This is a genomic window from Streptomyces pratensis (assembly GCF_016804005.1).
GTDB classification, from domain to species: domain Bacteria; phylum Actinomycetota; class Actinomycetes; order Streptomycetales; family Streptomycetaceae; genus Streptomyces; species Streptomyces pratensis_A.
In genome coordinates, this window is the sequence record NZ_CP051486.1 from 3,520,460 (window position 1) to 3,545,968 (window position 25,509).

Consider the following 25,509-nt stretch of genomic DNA (forward strand, 5'->3'; position numbering starts at 1 on the left):
TATTTCTGTTCTATGCAAAGGGGTTAGCGGTAATGGTGGCTGACGACAAGCTCCTCGAGTACCTGAAGCGGGTGACGGCCGACCTCCACCAGACCCGGGAGCGCCTTCGTGAGGTGGAGGCCGGGGAGCAGGAGCCCATCGCGATCGTCGCGATGAGCTGCCGGTTCCCCGGAGGGATCGCGAGCCCCGAGGACCTGTGGAGCCTGGTGGCCGCCGGTGCGGACGCGATGTCACCGTTCCCGGACGACCGAGGCTGGGACACCGGGCGCATCTACGATGCCGACCCCGAGCAGTCCGGCACGTCCTACGTCCGGTCGGGCGGTTTCGTCGACGGCGTAGCTGAATTCGACTCCGGCCTGTTCGGAATCAGCCCCCGCGAGGCCCTGTCCATGGACCCGCAGCAGCGGCTGCTCCTCGAGACGGCGTGGGAGGCGTTCGAACGGGCAGGCATCGACCCGATGTCGCTGTCCGGCGCACGGGTCGGCGTGTTCGCCGGCTCCAGCGGCCAGGACTACGCCTCCCTGCTGCAGTTCTCCCCGGAGAGCGTCGAGGGGTACGGCCTGACGGGCACGGCGGCCAGCGTGATCTCGGGACGGGTGTCGTACGCCTTCGGTCTCGAAGGCCCGGCCGTCACCGTGGACACGGCGTGCTCGTCGTCGCTCGTCGCCCTGCACCTGGCCGCGCACGCACTGCGTCAGGGCGAGTGCTCGCTGGCGCTGGCCGGCGGCGTGACGGTCATGTCGACCCCTGGTGCCTTCATCGAGTTCAGCCGGCAGCGCGGGCTGTCGACCGACGGCCGCTGCAAGGCCTTCGCCAAGGCCGCCGACGGCACCGGCTGGGCCGAGGGCGCCGGCCTGCTGCTCCTGGAGAGGCTGTCGGACGCCCGGCGCAACGGGCACGAGGTGCTGGCCGTCGTCCGCGGTTCCGCCGTGAACCAGGACGGTGCGAGCAACGGCCTCACCGCCCCCAACGGCCCCTCCCAGCAGCGCGTCATCCAGGAAGCGCTGGCGAACGCCGGACTCACCGCCGACCAGGTCGACGCGATCGAGGCCCACGGCACGGGCACGACGCTCGGCGACCCGATCGAGGCGCAGGCACTGCTCGCCACCTACGGCCGGAACCGGCAGAGCGACCACCCGGTCCTGCTCGGTTCGGTCAAGTCCAACCTCGGTCACACCCAGGCCGCCGCCGGTGTCGCCGGCATCATCAAAATGGTCGAGGCGATGCGCCACGGCACGCTGCCCAAGACGCTGCACATCGACGAGCCCACCCCGCACGTCGACTGGACCGCCGGTGCCGTCCAGCTGCTGACCGAGCGGACGGACTGGCCGCAGACCGGCCGGCCCAAGCGATTCGGCATCTCCTCGTTCGGCATGAGCGGGACGAACGCGCACACGGTCATCGAAGAGGCGCCGAGCCCCGAGCCGACCGCGCGGGCAGAGCAGGGCGACGCGCTGCCCGCACTCGTCTGGACCGTGTCCGGGAAGACCCAGGAGGCACTGCTGGGCCAGGCCGCCCAGGTGCTGTCGCACGCGGAGAGCTCCGACGCGACCTCACTGGACCTGGCCTTCTCGCTCGCCACCGGCCGCGCGGCCCTCGACCACCGGGCCGTCGTCGTCGGCGATACCCGCGAAGGCCTGCTGAACGGCCTGCGCGCGCTCGTCTCCGGCGCACCGGCCCAGGGACAGGCGAGCGGTGTCGCCACGGAGGACGGCCGGCTCGGTCTCCTCTTCTCCGGGCAGGGTTCGCAGCGGCCAGGCATGGGCCGTGGACTGTACGAGGCGTTCCCGGTGTTCGCCAAGGCGTTCGATGCCGTCTGTGCCGAGCTGGACCGGCACCTCGACCGGCCGGTCAAGGACATCGTCCTCGCCGCCGACGACGCCGACGGGGCCACCGCGGGACTGATCGACCGGACGGTCTACACACAGGCCGGCCTGTTCGCCGTGGAGACCGCGCTGTTCCGCCTCGTCACCTCCTGGGGCATCCGGCCCGACTACCTGCTCGGCCACTCCATCGGCGAGCTGTCGGCCGCCCACGCGGCGGGGGCGCTGTCCCTGGAGGACGCGGCCGCCCTGGTGGCCGCCCGCGGACGGCTGATGCAGGCTCTCCCCGGAGGCGGGGCGATGGTCTCGCTCCAGGCCACCGAGGACGAAGTCCGGCCCCTGCTGCGTCCGGGTGTCTCCATCGCCGCACTCAACGGACCCCGCGCGGTGGTCGTCTCCGGTGACGAGGACGGCGTACTGGAGATCGCCGCCCACTTCGAGGGACAGGCGCGCAAGACCAAGCGTCTCCGGGTCAGCCACGCCTTCCACTCCGCGCACATGGAAGCGATGCTGGACGACTTCCGGGCCTTCGCCGAGACGGTCCGGTTCCGCGCCCCCGAACTGCCGATCGTCTCCAACGTGACCGGCGCCCTCATCAGCGCCAAGGAGATCACCGATCCCGGCTACTGGGTACGCCACGTCCGCGAAGCCGTCCGCTTCCACGACGGAATCCGCACGCTCCTCGACCACGGCGTCACCACCTTCCTCGAGATGGGCCCCGGCGGCGTACTGAGCGCCATGGGCCAGGAAGCCCTGACCGGGGCTCCCGCAGGAACCGACGAGCCCGTCTTCCTGCCGGCCCTGCGCGCCGACCGGCCGGAGGCCCGGTCGCTGATCACCGCCCTCGCCGAACTGCACGTCCACGGCAGCGGACCGGACTGGCGATCCTTCTACGAAGGAACGGGCGCCAGGAACACCGCGCTGCCCACCTACTCCTTCCAGCGCAAGCGCTTCTGGCCGAAGCTGTCCGCAGCCTGGGCCGGTGACGCCACGGCCATGGGCCTGCGCGCGGCCGAACACCCGCTGCTCAGCGCGGCGGTCACCCTGGCCGACGGCGACGGCGTGCTGTTCACCGGCAGGCTGTCGTCGGGGACCCACCCCTGGCTGGCCGACCACACCGTCCTGGGCACGGCCCTGCTGCCCGGCACCGCATTCGTGGAACTGGCGGTCCACGCCGGCGACCAGGTCGGCTGCGGACATCTCGTCGAGCTCAACCTCGAAGCGCCGCTCATCCTTCCCGAAGAGGGCGGCACTGCCGTCCAGATGACGGTCGGGGCACCCGACGACACCGGGCACCGCCCGCTGTACGTGTACTCCCGCCCGGACGGCCAGGAAGGCGACGAGACCTGGACCCGCAACGCAGGTGGACTGCTCGCCCCCGGCCAGGCCGCAGCACCCGACTGGTCCGCGTTCGCCGACTGGCCGCCCCATGACGCCGTACAAGTACCCATGGACGACTTCTACGCCCAGCTCGAGGCCGCCAACTACGGTTACGGGCCCGCCTTCCAGGGTCTGCAACGCGTCTGGCGGCGCGGCGACGACGTCTTCGCCGAAGTGCGCCTCCCCGAGGAACCCGCCGCCGAGGCCCGGCGGTTCGGACTGCACCCTGCCCTGTTCGACGCCGCGATGCACTCACGGGCCATGCTGGGCAACGGCGACGAAGGCGGACCGGGCCAGGAACGGCTGCCGTTCTCCTGGACAGGCGTATCCCTGTACGCCGCCGGCGCCTCCGCGCTCCGGGTGCGGCTCTCGCCCACCGGCACCGACACCGTGTCCGTCGCGCTCGCCGACGAATCCGGGGCGCCCGTCGCCTCCGTCGGTGCGACCGTGCTGCGCCCGGTCTCCGCCGAGCAGCTCAGCACCTCCCGCAGCCCCCACCACGACTCGCTCTTCAGGGTCGACTGGCCGGTCGCCCAGGGCGGCGGCACCGCCCCGGACACCAGCGGCTGGATCGTCCTGGGCGACAGCGACTTCGGACTCCCGTCCGGCGGCCGGTTCGCCGACCTGTACGACCTCGGAGCAGCGGTCGACGACGGCCTCGCCGCCCCGGACACCCTCCTCATCCCGTGTGTGACCGAACCGGGCACCGACACGGTCGAGGCGGCGCACGGCGCGGTCGCACGCGTGCTGGCGCTCGCCCAGATCCTGCTCGAGGACGAGCGGTTCGCGTACACCCGCGTCGTCCTCATCACCCGCGGTGCCGTGGCCGCCACCGCCGAGGACGAGGTCGAGGACGTCGCGCAGGCGACCGTCTGGGGCCTCGTGCGCTCGGCACAGTCGGAGAACCCGGGCAGGTTCGTACTGGCCGACATCGATGGACTGCCCTCCTCTCACCGCGCGCTTCCCCAGGCGCTGGCCGACGCCGAACCGCAGTTCGCCGTCCGGGCCGGCCAGGTACGGGTGCCCCGGCTCGCCCGGGTCGGGACGCAGACCGCCGGCACGGCGGGCACCGCCTTCGCCGACCCCTCGGGCACCGTGCTGATGACGGGTGCCACCGGCACGCTCGGCAAGTTGTTCGCCCGTCACCTGGTGACCGCCCACGGCATCCGCCATCTGCTCCTCGTCAGCAGGCGCGGGCCGTCGGCGGAGGGCGCCGCAGAGCTGGAGGCCGAACTGGCCGGGCTGGGCGCCACCGTCACCGTCGCTGCCTGTGACGTGGCGGAGCGCGCACAGCTCGCCGCCCTGCTGGCCACGGTTCCCGCCGATCACCCGCTCACCGCCGTCGTGCACGCCGCAGGTGTCACCGACGACGGGGTGCTCCCCGCCCTGACACCTCAGCGTGTCACTGCCGTACTCCGCCCCAAGGTGGACGCGGCGGTGACGCTCCACGAGCTCACCCAGGACCTGGACCTCAGCGCCTTCGTCATGTTCTCCTCGGTCGCCGCCACACTCGGCGGCGCGGGACAGGGCAACTACGCCGCGGCCAACGTCTTCCTCGACTCCCTCGCCCAGCACCGCCGCGCACGCGGCCTGCCGGCCACCTCGCTCGCCTGGGGACTGTGGGCCGACCGCAGCGGAATGGCCGCGAACCTCGACGACACCCAGCTCAGCCGTATCGGCCGTTCCGGTGTCGGATCCATGGAGTCCGCGCAGGGGCTGGCCCTGTTCGACGCCACCCGCGACCTGGACGACGCCCTGCTCGTTCCGGCCCCCCTGGATGTGTCCGGGGCGCGCGGAGCAGGCTCCGTCGAAGCGGTTCCCCCCATGCTGCGCGGCCTGGTGCGCCTCCCGGCGCGCCCGGCAGCGAACAGCGGGCCCGGCGCCGGCTCCGCCGAAGAGGCCCTCGCGCAGTTGCTCGCCCCGCTCGACGAGGCCGGCCGCGCGGCCGCCGTACTCGATCTGGTCCGTACCCAGGCGGGCGCCGTCCTGGGCTACTCGGAGCACGACGAGATCGGAGCCCAGCGGGCCTTCAACGACCTGGGCTTCGACTCCCTCACCGCGATCGAGATGCGCAACCGGATGAACCTGGTCACCGGGCTGCGGCTGCCCTCGACCCTCGTCTTCGACTATCCGACACCTGCCGCACTCGCCGATCACGTCAACGAACTGGTCGCCGGTTCCGTATCCGCCGGCAGCGGTGACACACCGCGGGCCGACGCCGCGGACAGCGGTGAGCCCATCGCCATCATCGGTATGAGCTGCCGGCTCCCCGGAGGCGTGGAGACGCCCGAGGAGCTGTGGAGGCTCGTGGACGAGGGCCGCGACGCGATCACGGAGGTCCCGGAGTCACGGGGCTGGGAGATCGAAGGGCTCACCGGCGGATTCCTCACCGATCCGGGTGACTTCGACCCGGCCTTCTTCGGCATATCGCCGCGCGAGGCCGTCGCCATGGACCCGCAGCAGCGGCTGCTCCTGGAGTCCTCGTGGGAAGCCGTCGAAGCGGCGGGCATCGACCCGGCCGGCCTGCGAGGCACCCGCACCGGCGTCTTCGTCGGCTCCAGCGGCCAGGACTACACCGGTCTGCTGCAACAGGCCGAGGACAACAACGCCGGCTACATCCTGACCGGGACCACCGCGAGCGTCATCTCCGGCAGGGTGTCCTACACGCTCGGCCTGGAGGGGCCCGCCCTCACGGTCGACACCGCCTGCTCGTCGTCCTTGGTCGCCCTGCACCTGGCAGCCCAGGCACTGCGGAACGGCGAGTGCTCGATGGCACTCGCGGGCGGCGTCATGGTCATGGCCACCCCCGCCGGGTTCGCCGGGCTCAGCGGACAGGGCGGCCTCGCCTCCGACGGCCGCTGCCGCGCCTTCTCCGAATCCGCGGACGGCACCGGCTGGAGCGAGGGCGTCGGCGTCCTGCTCGTCGAGCGACTGTCCGACGCCCAGGCCAACGGACACCCGGTCCTGGCCGTGGTCCGGGGGTCGGCGATCAATCAGGACGGTGCCAGCAACGGACTGACCGCGCCCAACGGCCCCTCGCAGCAGCGAGTCATCCGACAGGCCCTGGCCAACGCGGGACTCACCACCCAGGACGTCGACGTCGTGGAGGCGCACGGCACCGGAACGCCGCTGGGCGACCCCATCGAGGCACAGGCCGTCCTCGCCACCTACGGCACGGACCGGCCCCAGCCCGTGCTGCTGGGCTCCATCAAGTCCAACATCGGTCACTCGCAGGCTGCCGCAGGCGTCTCCGGGATCATCAAGATGGTCCTGGCGATGCAGCGGGGAACGGTGCCGCGGAGCCTCCACCTGGACGAGCCCACCTCCCATGTGGACTGGTCCGCGGGAGCGGTGTCCCTGCTGCAGAAGGCCGTGCCGTGGCCCGAGACCGGCAGGCCGCGCCGCTCCGCCGTCTCGTCCTTCGGTATCAGCGGCACCAACGCCCACGTCGTCCTCGAACAGGCCCCCGAACAGCCGGAGGCCGCCCCCGAGGCGGGCGAGGAACCGTTCCTCGGAGCGACAGCCCTCCCCTTCGTTCTTTCTGGAACCTCGGCCGAGGCCCTGCGCGACCAGGCCGGGCGCCTGCACCGCCACCTGCTGACGCACGACGACGCGGTCCTGGCCGACGTCGGCTGCTCCCTGGCCACGTCCCGCACCCGCTTCGGACACCGGGCGGCCGTCGTCGCTGCCGGCCGGGACGACCTCCTGCACGCCCTCGCCGCCCTCGCGGAGGGCACCGGAGCTCCCGGCCTCGTCCAGGCGGTCGCCCCCGGGGAGGAGCCCAAGGTCGTCTTCGCGTTCCCCGGCCAGGGTGCGCAATGGGCGGGGATGGCACGCGGACTCCTGGACAGCAGCCCGGTGTTCGCCGAGCGGATCCGCGAGTGCGCCACCGCCCTGTCCGGCCACACCGACTGGTCCCTGCTCGACGTGCTGCGCGGAGCGCCGGACGCCCCCGGACTGGACCGCGTCGACGTGGTGCAGCCCGCCCTGTGGGCTGTCATGGTCTCGCTCGCCGAGGTGTGGCGTGCCGCCGGCGTCGAGCCGGCCGCCGTCGTCGGCCACTCGCAGGGCGAGATCGCCGCGGCCTGCGTCGCCGGCGCGCTGACACTGGACGACGCCGCCCGCGTGGTGGCGCTGCGGAGCAAGGCGATCCTGGAACTGTCCGGCCTGGGCGGAATGGCCTCCGTACCGGAGCCTTCGGAGAAGGTACGGGCGCGGCTCACCCCTTGGGAGGGGCGCCTGTCCGTCGCGGCCGTCAACGGACCGTCCTCCGTGGTCGTCTCCGGCGACGCCGACGCTCTTGACGAGCTACTCGCAGCCTGCACGGCCGAGGGGGTCCGCGCGAAGCGCATCGACGTCGACTACGCGTCGCACAGTGCGCACGTGGAGCGCATCCACGACCGCCTGCTCGCCCTGCTGTCCGACGTGGCTCCGCGCTCCTCGCAGGTGCCCCTGTACTCGACGGTCACGGGCGAACTCCTGGACACCGCGGGCATGGACGCCGAGTACTGGTACACGAATCTCCGCCGGACGGTCCGCCTGGAGGAGACCACACAGGTCCTGCTCGGCGCGGGCCACCGGGTGTTCGTCGAGATCAGCCCGCACCCCGTCCTGGCCGTCGGACTCCAGGAGACCCTGGACGCCGCCGCCGTCGACGGCGCCGTTCTCGGCTCGCTGCGCCGCGACGAGGGCGGTCCCGACCGGTTCCTGTCCTCGCTCGCCACCGCCCACGTGCACGGGGTCCCCCTCGACTGGACCGCGCTCTTCGCGGGGCGCGACGTGCGCCGGGCCGAGCTGCCCACGTATGCCTTCCAGAACCGGCGTTACTGGCTGCCGATCCGGAACAGCACGTCCGGCGACCCCGCCTCCATCGGCCTCGGCGCAGCCGATCACCCGATGCTCGCCGCCGGGGTCGCCCTGGCCGACGCCGACGGCTATCTGTTCACCGGCCGGCTCTCCCCACGTACCCAGCACTGGATCGGCGACCACGTCGTCATGGAGACGATCCTGCTCCCGGGCACCGGATTCGTGGAGATGGCACTGCGCGCAGCACAGCAGGTCGGCTGCGACCTCGTGGAGGAACTCACCCTGGAGGCACCGCTCGTCCTGCAGGAACGCGGTGCCATGCAGGTGCAGTTGGTCGTCGGCGCCCCGGACGCGACCGGCCGCCGGCCGCTCACCGTCCACTCCCGCCCGGCGGACCTGCCGGCCGAGGCAGGCGGCCTCACCGAGACGCCCTGGCGACGGCACGCCACCGGTGTGCTCGCGACCCGCGCCGCATCCGGCGCGCCGTTCGACTTCACCGCCTGGCCCCCCGCCGGGGCCACACAACTCGAACTCGAGGGTGTGTACGAACAGGCCGCCGCGCTCGGCTTCGGATACGGGCCGATGTTCCAGGGGTTGCGTTCCGCATGGCAGTCCGGTGAGGACATCTACGCGGAGGTGGCGCTCCCCGAGGACGGTCGCGCCGAAGCCACCGGATTCGCCCTCCACCCCGCCCTGTTCGACGCCGCGCTGCAGGCGATGGGACTCGGTTCGTTCGGTCCCGGCCAGGGACGCGGGGAGGACGCCGGCAAGCCCCGGCTCCCGTTCGCCTGGCGCGGTGTGAGCGTGTACGCGACCGGGGCGTCCGTCCTGCGGGCGCGGCTCTCCCCGAGCGGTGCGAACGGCATCGCGTTCCAACTGGCCGACGGCACCGGGGCGCCCGTAGCCTCGGTCGACGCCCTCGACATGCGGCCGGTCGATCCCCAGCAGCTGAGGACCGCCACGCAGGAGGGGAACGACTCCCTCTTCCGGCTCTCCTGGGAGCCCGGGACCGTCGCACCCGCCGGCCCCGCACCCGCCGGCCCCTGGGCCGTCCTGGGCGCGGACCCCGCGCCGCTGTCCGCAGCCGGCGTCCACGCCGACGGGCACGCGGACCTCGACGCGCTCCTCGCGGCCGTCGAAGCCGGCAGGCCCCTGCCCGACACCGTGATCGCCTGCCTCGGGGCTCCCGAGGCCCATGACGCGGCAGCCGGTGCGCACACCGCGGCCCGCGACGCACTGGCCCTGCTCCAGGGCTGGCTGGCCGACGAACGCCTCGCCGGCACCAGGCTGGTGCTCCACACCTCGAACGCGGTGGCTGTCACCACGGGCGAGAGCATCGGCGGCCTCGCCACGGCACCGGTCTGGGGGCTCGTCCGCTCGGCGCAGTCGGAGCACCCCGACCGCTTCGTCCTGGTCGACTCCGACGACAGCGAGGCCTCCTGGCACGCACTGCCCGGGGCCCTGGCCCTGCCGGAGACGCAACTCGCCCTGCGGGACGGCTCCGTGCTGATGCCCCGCCTGGCACGCGTGGCAGCGGAAGCCGGCAGCGACACCGGTGCAGCGTTCTACGGCGGAGGGACTGTCCTCGTCACCGGTGGTACAGGCACCCTGGGCAGTCTGCTCGCCCGCCACCTGGTCACCCGCCACGGTGTGCGCCACCTGCTCCTGCTGAGCCGGCAGGGCGACGCGGCCGAAGGCACCGCCGGCCTGCTGGCCGCGCTGCGGGACGCCGGCGCCGAAGCGCGCGCCGTGGCCTGCGACGCGGCGGACCGGGACCAACTGGCCCTGGCGCTCGGGACCATCGACGCCGCCCATCCGCTCACCGCCGTCGTACACGCGGCGGGTGTCCTGGACGACGGGGTCATCACCTCCCTCACAGGCGCCCGGATGGACGCGGTGCTGCGGCCCAAGGTCGACGCAGCGGTGAACCTCCACGACCTCACCCGGGACAGCGATCTGTCGGCGTTCGTGATGTTCTCCTCGGCCGCCGGCACCCTCGGCAGCTCAGGGCAGGGCAACTACGCGGCGGCCAACGCCTACCAGGACGCCCTCGCCCACCACCGCAGGGCCTCCGGCCTTCCCGCCACCACCCTGGCCTGGGGTTTCTGGGCCCAGGCGAGCGGCATGACCGGGCACCTCAGCGACGCGGAGGTACGCCGGATGAGCGGAGGCGGTGTCGCCGGGCTCTCCTCCGAGGAAGGACTCGCCCTCTTCGACCTCGCCACGGCGTCCGAAGACGCTCTGCTGCTGCCGGTCCGGCTGGACTTCGCGGCGCTCCGCGCGCAGGCGGCCGCCGGCGCGCTGCCGCCCCTGATGCGCAAGCTCGTCCGCGCGGCGGCGCCACGCGCGGCTGACACGGACGGCACGGGCACCGGGGGAGTGGGGCTGGCACAGCGCCTGGCCGGGCTGTCCGAGGAGGACCGCGACCACGTGGTCCTGGACCTGGTGCGCACCCACGCGGCCGCCGTCCTCGGACACGCCTCCGCCGACGCCGTGGAACCGGACATGGCGTTCAAGAAGCTCGGATTCGACTCGCTCATCGCCGTGGACCTGCGTAACCGGCTCAACGCCGCCACCGGGCTGCGGCTGCCGGCGACGCTGGTCTTCGACTACCCGACACCGACGGAACTGGCGGCGCACCTCCGCACCGAGGTCGTCCCCGACACCGGTGCGGCGGACGCTCCCGTGCTCGCCGGGATCGACCGGCTGGAAGCCCTGCTCAGCTCCGTCGGCACCGACGACGACCGGCGTACCAGGGTCACCCTGCGGCTCAACGCCATGCTCGCCAACTGGGGCGACATCCGGGTGGCGTCCGAACCGGCCGTACCGCCGCAGGACCTCGACACCGCCAGCGACGAAGAAATCTTCGACTTCCTCGGCAAGGAGTTCGGTATCTCGTGACCAGCCGACCGCAACCGGACGAATCGCTCCGAGGGGAAACCAAGGCCATGACCGACGACGACAAGCTGCGCTATTTCCTGCGGCGGGTGACCGCCGACCTCCAGGAGACCAGGGGCAAGCTGCGCGCTGCCGAGGAGAAGGACAACGACCCCATCGCGATCACCGCGATGAGCTGTCGCTTCCCGGGCGGTGTACGCGCCCCCGAGGACCTGTGGCAGATCATGATGTCGCAGGTCGACGCCCTGTCCCCGTTCCCCGAGGACCGAGGCTGGGACTTCGAGGGACTGTTCTTCCGCGACCCCGACGAGCCGGCCCGCAGCTATACGCTCGAGGGTGGATTCGTCTACGACATACCGGACTTCGACCCGGAGTTCTTCGGCATCAGTCCGCGCGAGGCACTCGCGATGGACCCGCAGCAGCGTCTGGTCCTCGAGGCGTCGTGGGAGGCCGTGGAACGGGCCGGCATCGACATGGCATCCCTGCGCGGCACCCGGACCGGTGTCTTCGTCGGTACGTCCTACCAGGGCTACGGCAGCACGGTGTTCGTCCCGCCCGAGGGGACCGAGATCTACCTCGGCGTCGGCAACACCAGCAGCGTCGCCTCCGGCCGCGTCGCCTACACCTTCGGTTTCAACGGACCCGCCGTCACCATCGACACCGCGTGCTCGTCCTCGCTGGTGGCCCTGCACATGGCCTGCCAGTCCCTGCGCAGGGACGAGTGCTCGATGGCCCTCGTGGGCGGCGTCACCCTGATGTCCAGCCCCGGCGCCTTCACCGAGTTCAGCCGTCAGCGCGGGCTGTCGACCAGCGGACGCTGCAAGGCGTTCTCCGCCGACGCGGACGGCACCGGCTGGGGTGAGGGCATCGGCATGTTCCTGGTGGAACGGCTCTCCGACGCCCGGCGCAACGGCCATCCCGTCCTGGCAGTCGTACGCGGCTCCGCCATCAACCAGGACGGCGCGAGCAACGGTCTGACCGCGCCCAACGGACCCGCACAGCAGCGCGTCATCCGCCAGGCACTCGCCGACGCGCGGCTCTCACCCGCCCAGGTCGACCTGGTCGAGGCGCACGGGACGGGCACGACCCTGGGCGACCCCATCGAGGTCCAGGCACTCGCCGCCACATACGGGAAGGACCGTCCCGACGGCCGCCCGGTGTGGCTCGGCTCGGTCAAGTCGAACATCGGCCACACCCAGGCCGCCGCCGGTGCCGCCGGACTGATCAAGATGGTGATGGCGGTGCAGCGCGGAGTGCTGCCGCCCACCCTCCACGTGGAGAACCCCACCACGCTCATCGACTGGGTCGACGGGGGCATGGCCCTGGTCACCGAACCCGCACCCTGGCCGGAGACCGGGCAGCCGCGCCGCGGAGGGGTGTCGTCCTTCGGCGTCAGCGGCACCAACGCCCACGCCGTGATCGAGCAGGCGCCCCCCGCGGACGAGCGGCCCGCTCCCGCCGAGGAGGGGGAGCGGGAGGACAGCACCCCGGCGCTCCGGGCGCCGCTGGACGGCGCCAAGCCGCCGCTGGTCCTCTCCGCCCGAACCGAGAACGCCCTACGGGAACAGGCCCGGCAGCTCCAGGCCCACCTGGCGCGCAACCCGGACACCTCCATGACCGACGTCGGCCACACGCTCGCCGTCCGCCGCACGAGGTTCAGCCACCGTGCCGCCCTCCTGGCCGACACCTCCGGCGCGTACACGGCCGCCCTCACGGCCCTCGCCGAAGGGCGCGAGTCGGCGGACGTGACCCAGGCGGTCGCAACCAGGACCGCCCGTCCGGTGTTCGTGTTCCCTGGTCAGGGTTCGCAGTGGGTGGGTATGGCTGCGGGTCTGCTGGAGTCCTCGGATGTGTTCGCGGCGCGGTTGGCGGAGTGTGGTGCGGCGTTGGAGCCGTTCACCGACTGGTCGTTGCTGGGTGTGTTGCGTGGGGAGCCGGGTGCGCCTGGGTTGGACCGGGTTGATGTGGTGCAGCCGGTGTTGTGGGCGGTGATGGTGTCGCTGGCGGAGGTGTGGCGGGCGGCTGGTGTGGTGCCTGCGGCGGTGATGGGTCATTCGCAGGGTGAGATCGCTGCGGCGTGTGTGGCTGGTGGGCTGTCTCTGGAGGACGGTGCGCGGGTCGTGGCGTTGCGGAGCCGGGCGATCCTGGAGCTGTCGGGCCTGGGCGGCATGATGTCTGTCGCGGAGCCGGCCGGTCAGGTGGGCGAGCGGCTTGCCCGTTGGGAGGGGCGGCTCTCTGTCGCGGCGGTGAACGGCCCGTCCTCGGTGGTGGTCTCCGGTGACGGTGACGCGCTTGAGGAGCTGTTGCTGGAGTGCAAGGCCGACGGTGTGCGGGCCAAGCGCATCGATGTGGACTACGCGTCGCACAGTGCGCATGTGGAGCGTATCCATGGCCGGCTGCTGGAGGTGCTGGCGGATCTGTCCCCGCGTTCCTCGCAGGTGCCGTTGTACTCCACGGTGACCGGGGAACTTCTGGACACGGCGGGTATGGATGCCGAGTACTGGTACACCAATCTGCGCCGGACGGTTCTCCTGGAGGACACGACCCGGGTTCTGCTGGATGCAGGGCACAGTGTGTTCGTCGAGGTCAGCCCGCACCCTGTGCTGGCCGTCGGCCTGGAGGAGACCTTCGAGGCCGCCGACAGCGACGCGGTGGCGCTCGGGACGCTGCGCCGTGACGAGGACGAAGCCCGCCGCTTCACCACCTCCCTCGCCCAGGCGCACGTGCACGGGGTCGCCCTCGACTGGGACGCCCTGTTCGCCGGACATGTGTCCGCCCACCTGGACCTCCCCACCTACCCCTTCCAGCGGCAGCGCTACTGGATCGACGACCTGCGCCCGGTCATGGACGCACCCGCCGGCTCCGCCGGTGAACTCTCCGTGGCCGACGCGCAGTTCTGGGAGGCCATCGAAAAGCAGGACATCGGATTCCTGACCGACAGCCTCGCCCTCGAAGGAGGCGAGGAAGCACGCTCCGCCCTCGGCGCGATGCTGCCCGCGCTCTCCTCCTGGCGCCGACGCAGCCGCGAGCTCTCAACGGTCGACGACTGGCGCTACGAAGTGGCCTGGCGCCCGATGCCCGAAGCCTCCGCGAGCCGTCTCTCCGGGCAATGGCTGGTGATCGTCCCCGAGAGCCACGACAAGGACGAGCTCGTACTCGGATGCCTGGAGGCCCTGGCCGCCCACGGCGCCGGCACCCACTCCGTCACCGTCGACGCGGGTGAACTGCACCGCGACCTGTTCGCCGACCACGACCTGCCCTCCGGCATCGAGGGCGTCCTGTCGCTGCTCACCCTGGACGACGCGCCGCACGCCGGCTTCCCCGACGTGCCGCGAGGCTATGCCGCCACCGTCGCGCTGCTCCAGGCGCTGGGCGAGGCCGGGGTGGCGGCGCCGCTGTGGTGCGCCACGCGAGGTGCGGTCCAGGTGGGCCCCGCCGACGCGCTGGACGGTCCGGAGCAGGCGATGGCCTGGGGCATGGGCCGGGTCGCCGCGCTGGAACACCCCGACCGGTGGGGCGGTCTCATCGACCTGCCCCCGACACTGGACGCGCGTACGGGAGCGATGCTCAGCGGCGCGCTCGGCGGCGCCGGGGACGAGGACCAGTTGGCGATCCGGCCCTCGGGAACATTCGTACGACGACTGAACCGGGCCCGCCTCGGCGCGGCCGCCGGGTCCCGGACCTGGGAGCTCACGGGTACCACGCTCATCACCGGCGGGACCGGAGCCCTCGGCGGCCAGGTCGCCCGCCGGCTGGCCGACGACGGCGCCGAGCACCTGCTGCTGATCAGCCGCCGAGGCCCCGACGCCCCGGACGCAGCCGCACTCCGCGACGAACTGACCGCCCTCGGCGCCCGGGTCACCGTCGCGGCCTGCGACGCCGGCGACCGCGAAGCACTCGCGGAGGTGCTCGCCGCGGTACCGGCCGAGTACCCGCTGACCTCCGTCGTGCACACCGCCGCCGCACTGGACGACGGACTGCTCGACACGCTCACCCCTGACCAGCTGGGCCGCGCCCTGCACGCCAAGGCGCGGGCCGCGCAGAATCTGGACGAGCTGACGCGGGGCACCACGCTCTCGGCGTTCGTCCTGTTCTCCTCGTTCGGCGGCATCGTCGGCACGCCGGGACAGGGCAACTACGCACCGGGGAACGCCTTCCTGGACGCTCTGGCCCAACAGCGCAGAGCCCACGGCCTGGTGGCCACCTCCATAGCCTGGGGCGCCTGGGGCGGCGGCGGAATGGCGGAAGGCGCGTTCGGAGACGTACTGAACCGGCACGGTCTGCGCGAGATGGACCCGGAAGCCGCGACCGGCGCGATGCGGCAGGCGGTGGAGCACGACGCCACCTGTGTCCTGATCGCCGACATCGACTGGGAACGCTTCTTCGTCGCGTTCACCGCGACCCGGCCCAGCCCACTGCTCGCCGACGTGCCCGAGGTGGGCCGGATCGCGCAGGACGGCCACGGATCGGCCGGCGGCGCCGAGGAGCCGTCGGCCCTGGCACAGCGCCTGGCCGGGCTCGACGACGCCGATCGGGACGCCGTACTGCTGGAAGCCGTACGGGAGCAGGTCGCCGCCGTGCTCGGATTCCCCGGGCCGGAGGCCGTCAGCGTCAAGCGTGCCTTTAGGGAGGTCGGGTTCGACTCCGTCACCGCCGTGGAACTGCGCAACCGGATCGGGGCCAAGACCGGGCTGCGGCTGCCGGTGACACTCGCGTTCGACTACCCGACCCCGGTGAGACTGGCCACGTTCCTGCGGGAGCAGCTCGTACCCGACGGAGAGACCGTGGCCGCGTCGGTCATCGAGGAGCTCGACCGGATGGAAGCCGCACTGGTCACGGTCGCGCCCCACGACGAAGGACGGGCCAGGGTGGTGCGGCGCATGCAGGCGCTGCTCGCCCAGCTGCAGGAGACACCGGCCGCACCGGTCGGCGAGCAGATCGAAGCAGCATCCGACGACGAGATGTTCGAGCTGCTGGGGAAGAAGTTCGGCATCTCCTGACAAGCCGTCCGGCGCCACGCACATCGCACCACACAGTTCCTGACAGAGGGGTCGCCCGATGGCGAACGAAGAGAAGCTCCGGTACTTCCTCAAGCGGGTCAGCACCGATCTCGAAGCGGCGCACGACCGGATCCGCGAGATGGAGGAGCGCGACACCGAGCCGATCGCCATCATCGGCATGAGCTGCCGCTATCCGGGCGGCGTGCGCTCCCCGGAGGAGCTGTGGGACCTGGTCGCCTCCGGCGCCGACGGCATGACCCGCTTCCCGTCGGACCGCGGCTGGAACACGGACTCCGTGTTCCAGCCCGGGACCGAGGGGACCGGGTACGCCGGTGAGGGCGGGTTCGTCCACGACGCGGGGGAGTTCGACGCGGCCTTCTTCGGCATCAGTCCACGGGAGGCGCTGGCCACCGACCCGCAGCAGCGGCTGCTCCTGGAGACATCATGGGAAGCTGTCGAGCGGGCCGGAATCGACCCGGAGACGCTCAGGGGCACCCGCACCGGGGTCTTCGCCGGGACCAACGGCCAGGACTACCCCTACCTCCTTATGGGCGCGACAGGCCTGGAGGGATTCACGGGCACGGGAAGCGCCGCTGCCGTGGTGTCCGGACGGGTCTCCTACACACTGGGCCTCGAAGGGCCCGCCGTCACCGTCGACACCGCGTGCTCGTCCTCCCTGGTGGCCCTGCACCTGGCGGCGCAGGCGCTGCGCCGGGGCGAGTGCACACTGGCGCTCGCGGGCGGGGTCACGGTCATGGCGACCCCCGGCATGTTCAGCAGCTTCAGCGCCCAGGGCGGGCTGGCCAGGGACGGCCGCTGCAAGGCGTTCGCCGCCGCGGCGGACGGCACGGGATTCGCCGAGGGGGTCGGGGTCCTGCTCGTGGAGAGGCTCTCCGACGCCCGTCGGAACGGGCACCGGGTGCTCGCCGTGCTGCGTGGCTCAGCGGTGAACCAGGACGGTGCGAGCAACGGGCTGACCGCGCCGAACGGTCCGTCCCAGCAGCGCGTCATCGAACAGGCCCTGGCCGACGCCTCGTTGACACCGTCCCAGGTCGACGTGGTGGAGGCGCACGGCACCGGCACGACGCTGGGTGACCCGATCGAGGCGCAGGCGCTGCTCGCCGCGTACGGGCAGGACCGCCCGGCAGGCCGGCCGCTGTGGCTGGGCTCGGTCAAGTCGAACATCGGTCATACGCAGGCCGCCGCGGGCGTGGCCGGTGTGATCAAGATGGTCATGGCCATGCAACGGGACGCGATTCCGGCGACGCTGCACGTCGACGCTCCCACTCCGCAGGTGGACTGGACCATGGGCGAGGTGCGGCTGCTCACCGACTCGGTGCCGTGGCCCGACACGGGTCAGCTCAGGCGCGCCGGCGTCTCCTCGTTCGGTATCAGCGGCACCAACGCCCACGTCATCATCGAGCAGGCCGACGCACCGGCCGACGCACCGGCCGACGCACAGGGCGACGCGCCGGCGGGCGCCGAGGCGCCGGGCGGACCCTTCGCCCTGCCCGTCTCCGCGCGAGGCGGGGCGGCGCTGGCCGCGCAGGCTGCCCGGCTCCGTGCCCTGCTGGCCACCCGGCCCGACTACGACCTGGCGGACGTGGCCCATGCGCTGGCGACCACGCGCACCGCCTTCGAGGACCGCGCGGTGGTCGTCGCGGAGGACCGCGACGACGCCCTCGTCCAGCTGGAGGCCCTGGCGGACGGCACGGCCGGACCGGTGCGCGGCACGGTGACCGAAGGCCGGATCGCCTTCCTGTTCAGCGGCCAGGGCAGCCAGCGGCTGGGGACGGGGCGGGAGCTCGCCGCCCGTCACCCGGTTTTCCGTGACGCGCTGGACGAGGTGTGCACCCACCTGGACCGCCATCTCCAGTACCCCCTGCTCAGCGTGCTGTTCGCCGAGGAGGGCAGTGAGCGAGCGGCCCTCCTGCACCGTACGGCGTACACGCAGGCCGCTCTGTTCGCGATCGAGGTGGCTCTGTTCCGCCTGCTCGCCCACTGGGGCATCCGCCCCGGCCTCCTCGCGGGGCACTCCATCGGCGAGGTGGCCGCCGTGCACGTCGCGGGAGCCCTCTCCCTGGAGGAGGCCTGCACGTTCGTCGCGGCACGGGGCCGGCTGATGCAGGCGCTGCCCGAAGGCGGTGCGATGGTGGCCGTCGAAGCCCGCGAGGACGAAGTGGTCCAGGTGCTGGCCGGCCGGACGGACCGGATCTCGGTCGCCGCTGTGAACGGCCCGCGTTCCGTCGTCGTGTCCGGTGACGAGGACGAGGTGCTGGCCGTGGCAGCCCACTTCGAGGGCCGGAACCGCAGGACCAAGCGGCTGAAGGTCAGCCACGCCTTCCATTCCCCGCACATGGACGCGATGCTCGACGAGTTCGGCCGGGTCCTGAGGACCCTCACCTTCACCCCTCCCGCCGTCCCGGTCGTCTCGAACGTGACCGGACGCATCCTGACGGCCGAGGAGGCGTGCTCGGCCGACTACTGGGTCTCCCACGTCCGCCAGGCCGTCCGGTTCGAGGACTGCGTGCGCACACTGGCCGGCGAGGGCGTGAAGACGTACGTCGAACTCGGCCCCGACGGCGTGCTCAGCGCGATGGCCGCCGACTGCCTGGACGACGAGGGCGCGGACGCATTCCCGGTCCTGCGCGCAGGGCGGCCCGAGACCGGCGCGGCGATGACGGCGCTGGCCCGGCTGTACGTGCGTGGCGTCGACTGCGACCGGACGGCACTGTTCCCCGGAGCCGGAGCCGGAGCCGGAGCCGGAGCCGGAGCCGGAGCGGTGGCCCTGCCCACCTACGCGTTCCAGCGCACCCGGTACTGGCCCGAGTCGCTCGTATGGACAGCGGCAGCCGACGCGCGAGGGGGCGAGGACCCGGCGGAGGCGGGATTCTGGTCCGCGGTCGAGAGCCAGGACCTGGACGCCGTCACCGGCACACTGGCCATCGACGGGGACCAGCCGCTCAGCGCCGTGCTCCCGGCACTCGCCGACTGGCGGCGTGGCAGGCGTGACCAGTCCGTCCTGGATTCCTGGCGGTACGAGGTGCAGTGGCGCCAGGCACCTGAACCCCAGCCCGGCGTACCGTCCGGTACCTGGCTCGTCGTCGGCCCCGAGGACGCCACCCACGACATCGCGGACGCACTGAGCGCCCACGGAGTCCGGGTCGTCCGCGTACCGGATTCCCACGACAGCGCCCAGCTGCGGGACACCCTGGACGGCGGCGGTGTCACCGGCGTCCTGGCCCTCACCGCCCTGTCGGGGGAGGGGACCCAAGGGCTGCGGGACACCCTCGCCCTGGTTCAGGCCCTGGCCGACGCCCGGCTGCGCGCACCGCTCTGGCTGGCCACTCGCGGAGCGGTGGCCGTGGACGCCTCCGACCGGCTGACCGCCCCCGAACAGGCCATGGTCTGGGGACTCGGCCAGGTCGTCGCCGTCGAGGAACCCGGCCTCCGGGGCGGCCTGATCGACCTGCCCGGCACATTCGACACCCGCGCCGCCCGCCGCCTCTGCGGAGTGCTCGCAGACCCCGGGAAGAACGAGGACCAACTGGCGATCCGGTCCTCCGGTGTCCACGTACGCCGCCTCGTCAGGTCCGCCCCCCGGCCGCCGGAGACCCGCACACCGTGGCAGCCCGCCGGCACAGTCCTGGTGACCGGAGGCACCGGAGCGCTGGGTGCCGTCGCCGCCCGCTGGCTGGCCCGCAACGGGGCCGCCCACCTGCTGCTCACGAGCCGCAGCGGCCCCGACGCCCCCGGGGCCCGGGAGCTGGAGGCCGAGCTGACCCGGCTCGGAGCGCGGGTCACCGTGGCCGCCTGTGACGTCACCGACCGGGAGGCTCTGGCCGCCCTCCTCGGCTCGGTACCCGCCGAGCACCCGCTGACCGCGGTCGTCCACACCGCCGGCGTGCTGGACGACGGCATGCTCGGCTCGCTGACGCCCGAGCGGGTCGAGCGGGTCCTGCGGCCCAAGACCGACGCCGTCCTGCACCTGCACGAACTGACACGCCACCTCGACCTGTCGGCGTTCGTCCTCTTCTCCTCGCTGGCCGCGACGTTCGGCAACGCCGGACAGGCCGCGTACGCAGCCGGAAACGCCTTCCTCGACGCGATCGCAGCCGTCCGCCGGGCCCAGGCGCTCCCCGCCACGTCCATCGGCTGGGGCGCCTGGGACGGCGCCGGCATGGCCGCCGACCCGCTGGTGGCCGAGCGCGTACGCCGGGGCGGAATGCCCCCGCTGCCGCCGGAACTCGCGATGCGGGCCCTGCGCCAGGCTGTCGAAGGCGGTGCACCGCACACGGTCGTCGCCGATCTGGACTGGGAGCGCTTCGCGCCCGCCCTGCCGCCCGGCAGGTCCGCGTTCATCGGCGAGATCCCCGACGTCCAGCGGCTGCCGGCGGCGTCCGGCGCCCCCGCGCCGGAGACCGCGGCCGAGAACGCCCTGCACGAGCAGCTGGCGGGCACGTCCCCGCAGGAGTCCGAGCGCATCCTGCTCGCCATGATCTGTGGCCAGGCCGCCGCGGTACTCGGCCACGCCTCGGCGGACGGGGTTCAGCCCGGGCGTGCCTTCCGTGAGCTGGGCTTCGACTCGCTGACCGCCGTGGAGCTCCGCAACCTGCTCGGCGCGAGCACCGGACTCGCCCTGCCCGCGACACTCGTCTTCGACTACCCGACCCCGCTCACCCTCTCCCGGCACCTGCGTGACGAACTCGCCGGATCCGGGACCGGGCCTGCCCAGGACGGCCCCGTCGCCGCGCTCGACGACGACCCGATCGTCATCGTCGGCATGAGCTGCCGCTTCCCCGGCGGGGTCCGCTCCCCGGAGGAGTTCTGGGACCTCCTGGAGTCGGGGACCGACGCGGTCTCCCCGCTGCCCGACGACCGCGGCTGGGACATCGAACGGCTCTACAGCGCGGACCCCGACCAGCAGGGCACCTCGTACGTGCGTGAGGGCGGGTTCCTCGACGGAGTGGCCGAATTCGACGCGGGCTTCTTCGGTATCGCGCCGCGCGAAGCACTGGCCATGGACCCGCAGCAGCGTCTCCTCCTCGAGACGTCGTGGGAAGCCTTCGAGCGGGCCGGTATCGACCCCGAATCGGTTCGCGGGGAAAGGGTCGGTGTCTTCGCGGGGACCAACAGCCAGGACTACACCGGCCTTCTGATGGGCTCGGCCGAGAGCGCCGAAGGCTTCGTGGCCACCGGAAACGCGGCGAGCGTGGTCTCCGGACGCGTCTCGTACGCGCTGGGACTGGAAGGGCCCGCGGTGACCGTCGACACGGCGTGCTCGTCGTCACTGGTCGCGCTGCACCTGGCAGTCCAGGCCCTGCGCGCGGGTGAGTGCACCCTGGCCCTGGCCGGCGGCGTGACAGTGATGTCGACGCCCTCGGCGTTCATCGAGTTCAGCCGGCAGCGGGGGCTGTCGTCCGACGGCAGGTGCAAGGCCTTCGCCGAGTCCGCGGACGGTACGGGCTGGGGCGAGGGCGTCGGCGTCCTCCTGGTCGAACGGCTCTCGGACGCCCGCCGCCACGGTCGTGAGGTCCTCGCGGTCGTGCGGGGCTCGGCGGTGAACCAGGACGGTGCGAGCAACGGTCTGACGGCGCCCAACGGCCCCTCGCAGCAACGGGTCATCAGGCAGGCGCTGGCAGGAGCCGGCCTGACCGCGTCCCAGGTGGACGCCGTGGAGGCGCACGGCACCGGCACGACGCTGGGTGACCCGATCGAGGCGCAGGCGCTGCTCGCCGCGTACGGGCAGGACCGCCCGGCAGGCCGGCCGCTGTGGCTGGGCTCGGTGAAGTCGAACATCGGTCATACGCAGGCCGCCGCAGGTGTGGCCGGTGTGATCAAGATGGTGATGGCGATGCGGCACGGCGTACTGCCCCCGACCCTGCACGTGGACGAGCCCTCGTCCCACGTCGACTGGTCGGCGGGCGACGTGGCGCTCCTGACCGGACCGGTCGACTGGCCGGAGACGGACCGGCCGCGCCGCGCGGGCGTGTCCTCGTTCGGCGTGAGCGGCACGAACGCGCACACCATCATCGAGCAGGCGCCCCCCACCGCCCCCGCCCAGGCCGATTCCGAGCCGGACGTCCCGCTCGACACCGGCGCCACCACCGTGTGGGTGCTCTCCGGCAGGACGCGCGAAGCCCTGAGGGACCAGGCATCGCGACTGCTGGCCGCAGCCGGCACCGCGGATCCCGCAGCCCTCGCCCACGCCCTGGCGACGACCCGATCCCGCTTCGAGCACCGCGCGGCTCTCGTCGCCCGGGGGCCCGCAGAGTTCGAGGAAGCCCTGCGCGTGCTGGCCGCCGACGGCTCGGGGGCCGGAATCGTACGGGGCAGCGCGGCCCGCGAAACCGGGCCCGTGCTCGTCTTCCCCGGACAGGGCGCGCAGTGGCCCGGTATGGCGAAGGAACTCCTGGACACCTCCGCCGTGTTCGCCGCGCGCCTCGCCGAGTGCGCGCAGGCCCTGGCCCCCCATACCGACTGGTCGCTCGAGGACGTCGTACGGGAGGCCCCCGACGCGCCCGGCCTCGACCGGGTCGACGTGGTGCAGCCCGTGCTGTGGGCGGTCATGGTGTCGCTGGCCGAGCTGTGGCGTGCCTGCGGAGTCCGTCCGGCCGCGGTGCTCGGCCACTCGCAGGGCGAGATCGCCGCCGCGACCGTGGCCGGCGCCCTGTCCGTCGAGGACGCCGCGCGCGTGGTCGCCCTGCGGAGCCGGGCGTTGCTCGCCCTGTCGGGCAAGGGCGGCATGGCATCGGTCGGGGAGTCCGCCCAGCTGCTGCGCGAGCGTCTCACCGCATGGGGCGACCGGCTGTCGGTGGCAGCCGTCAACGGCCCCTCGTCCGCCGTCGTCGCGGGGGAACCCGAGGCGCTGGACGAGCTGCTGAGCGCCTGCGAGGCCGACGGCGTACGCGGCAGGCGCATCGCGGTCGACTACGCCTCGCACTCCGCCCAGGTCGAGGCCATCCGCGGGGAACTCGGCCGGCTGCTCGGCGGAATCACCCCCCGCTCGTCGACCGTGCCGTTCTACTCGACCCTGACGGGCACGACGATCGACACAGCGGCGCTGGACGCCGGGTACTGGTTCCGGAACCTGCGCTCCACCGTGGAGTTCGAGGCCGCCACCCGCGCGGCACTCGCCGACGGCCACCGCGTCTTCCTCGAGGTGGGCCCCCACCCGGTGCTGGGACTCGGGCTCCAGGAGACGTTCGACGCCGTGGACACCCAGGCGACCGCGCTGGGGACCCTGCGCCGTGACGAGGGCGGGGCCCACCGCTTCCTGATGTCCCTGGCCGAAGCCCATGTCGCCGGTGCGTCCCCCGACTGGCGGGCCGTGCTCGGCAACCGCACGGGCCACGTCGGGCTGCCCACGTACGCCTTCCAGCGCAGCCGGTACTGGCCGAAGCCCGCAGTGCCCCCCGTCCCGGCCGGCCACCGGGACCCCGTGGACGACGCGTTCTGGACCGCGGTGGAGAGCGAGGACCCGGAAGTCCTGGCCGGGATGCTGGGAGCCGGTGACGACGACACCCGGCGCTCGTGGGAGAGCGTCCTGCCCTCCCTGACGTCCTGGCGACGCGAACGCCGCGAACAGTCCGTCCTGGACAGCTGGCGCTACAGGATCAGCTGGAAACCGGTCACTCCGGCCACGGTCCCGGCGCCCTCGGGGACCTGGCTCGTCGTCAGCCCGCCCGGGGTGGCGAGCGAGGCGGCCCAGGCCGTCGAGCGGGAGCTGGCGCGCAACGGGGCCCGCACGGTCCAGGTGCTGTTCGAGTCCGACGACACCGGACGGGCCATGGCGCTCCAGCGGCTCGGGGAGGCCGTGCCCGACGGGCCGGTCGAAGGCGTCGTCTCCTTCCTGGCCGAGGACGACCGGCCCGACCCGTTCCACCCCGTCGTACCGGCCGGCGTCGCGGCCACCACCTCACTGATCCAGGCGATGACCGATCTGGACCTCGTGGCACCCCTGTGGTGCCTCACCCGGGGAGCGGTCTCCTTCGACGGCTCCGGACCGCTCACCGGCCCCGCCCAGGCCCAGATCTGGGGACTGGGGCGTGTGATCGGCCTCGAGCACCCCGAACGCTGGGGCGCCCTCATCGACCTGCCCGCGCAGCCGGACGAACGGTCCGTCGCCCAGGCGTGCCGACTCCTGGCCGGGGCCGGTGACGAGGACCAGCTCGCCGTCCGCCCCCAGGGCGTATTCGCCCGCCGCCTCGGACGCTCGCCCGCAGGCCCCGGGCCGTCCGCGCCGACGCCCTGGAAGCCGCGCGGTACGGCTCTGATCACAGGAGGCATGGGAGCGCTGGGGTCCCACGTGGCACGCTGGCTCGCGGGCCAGGGCGCCGAACACCTCGTGCTGACCGGGCGCAGGGGCGAAGCCACGCCCGGCGCCCTCGCGCTGAGGGACGAACTCACCGCCCTGGGAGCCCGCGTGACGCTTGCGGCCTGTGACGTCGCCGACCGCGACGCCCTGGCCACCCTGGTGAAGGAGCTGGCACAGGACGAAGGGGCACCCGTACGCGCAGTGGTGCACGCCGCGGGGGAGACCCTGGTGTCCGGCCTGGAGGAGAGCGACCCCGCCGAGTTCGCCCGGGTCATGTCCGCGAAGGCGGCGGGCGCGACCCACCTCGACGAACTCTTCGGAGCCGACTCGCTGGACGCCTTCGTGCTGTTCGCCTCCGGCGCCGGTGTCTGGGGCGGATCGGCGCAGGGCGCCTACGCCGTGAGCAACTGCCACCTCGACGCCCTCGCGGAACGCCGCCGAGCACGCGGGCTCGCGGCCACATCGGTCGCCTGGGGCGGCTGGGCCGGCGGAGGCATGGTGGACACCTCCGCCGAATCCACACTGACCCGCCTCGGACTGCGTCCCATGGACCCCGGGCCGGCCGTGCGGGCCCTGGTCCAGGCGGTGGAACGGCAGGAGACCTGCCTGACGGTCGCCGACATCGACTGGACCCGGTTCGCCCCCGCGTTCACGATGGCCGGGCCCCGGCCGTTGATCGGGGACATCCCCGAAGCCGCCGCCGCACTCCAGCCGCCCGAGGACGACCACGACCGGTCCGGGACCGAGGCCACCGCTCTCGCCGACCGGCTGGCCGGCGCCTCGGACGCCGAGCGCAAGCGGATGCTCCTCGACCTCGTACGCGCGGAAGCCGCCGCGGTGCTGGGGCATCCCACCGCCGACGCCGTCGATGCCCAACGGGCCTTCCGGGAGATGGGGTTCGACTCGGTGATGGCGGTCGAACTGCGCAACCGCCTGAACACCGCCACCGGGCTGCGCCTGGAGACCACCCTGGTCTTCGACGAACCCTCACCCACCGGCCTCCGCGACCGGCTGTTGCGCGAACTGCTGCCGCCGGACGCGGAAGCGTCCGGCGAGACGGACGACGCACAGGTGCGTGCGCTCCTCGCCACCATCCCGGTGGCCCGGATCCGCGAGTCGGGCCTCCTGGACGCGCTGCTGCGTCCGGACGCCGCCGAGACCCCCCAGGAGCGGCGAGTGCCTGAGCCCGACGACCGGGTGGACGAGATCAACGCCATGGACGTCACCGCCCTCGTCCGCATGGCGACACGAACCAAGGAAGCCTGATGCGACGAACAGCGTGGAG

General features: G+C 72.9%; 2 protein-coding genes and 1 pseudogene. All 3 read left to right on the top strand.

What is annotated here, in order from left to right:
* Positions 1 to 35 precede the first annotated feature (35 nt).
* On the top strand, positions 36 to 10,910 hold the full coding sequence (locus HED23_RS14605; protein ID WP_420803077.1) for an SDR family NAD(P)-dependent oxidoreductase: 10,875 nt from the start codon (positions 36 to 38) through the stop codon (positions 10,908 to 10,910).
* Between the two features lie 86 nt (positions 10,911 to 10,996).
* A complete protein-coding gene (locus HED23_RS14610; RefSeq protein ID WP_420803078.1) occupies positions 10,997 to 15,907 on the top strand; it encodes a type I polyketide synthase in 4,911 nt (1,636 codons plus the stop codon).
* 157 nt (positions 15,908 to 16,064) lie between these two features.
* Positions 16,065 to 25,490, top strand: a pseudogene (locus tag HED23_RS35680) (type I polyketide synthase); the annotation flags it as partial.
* Positions 25,491 to 25,509 lie beyond the last annotated feature (19 nt).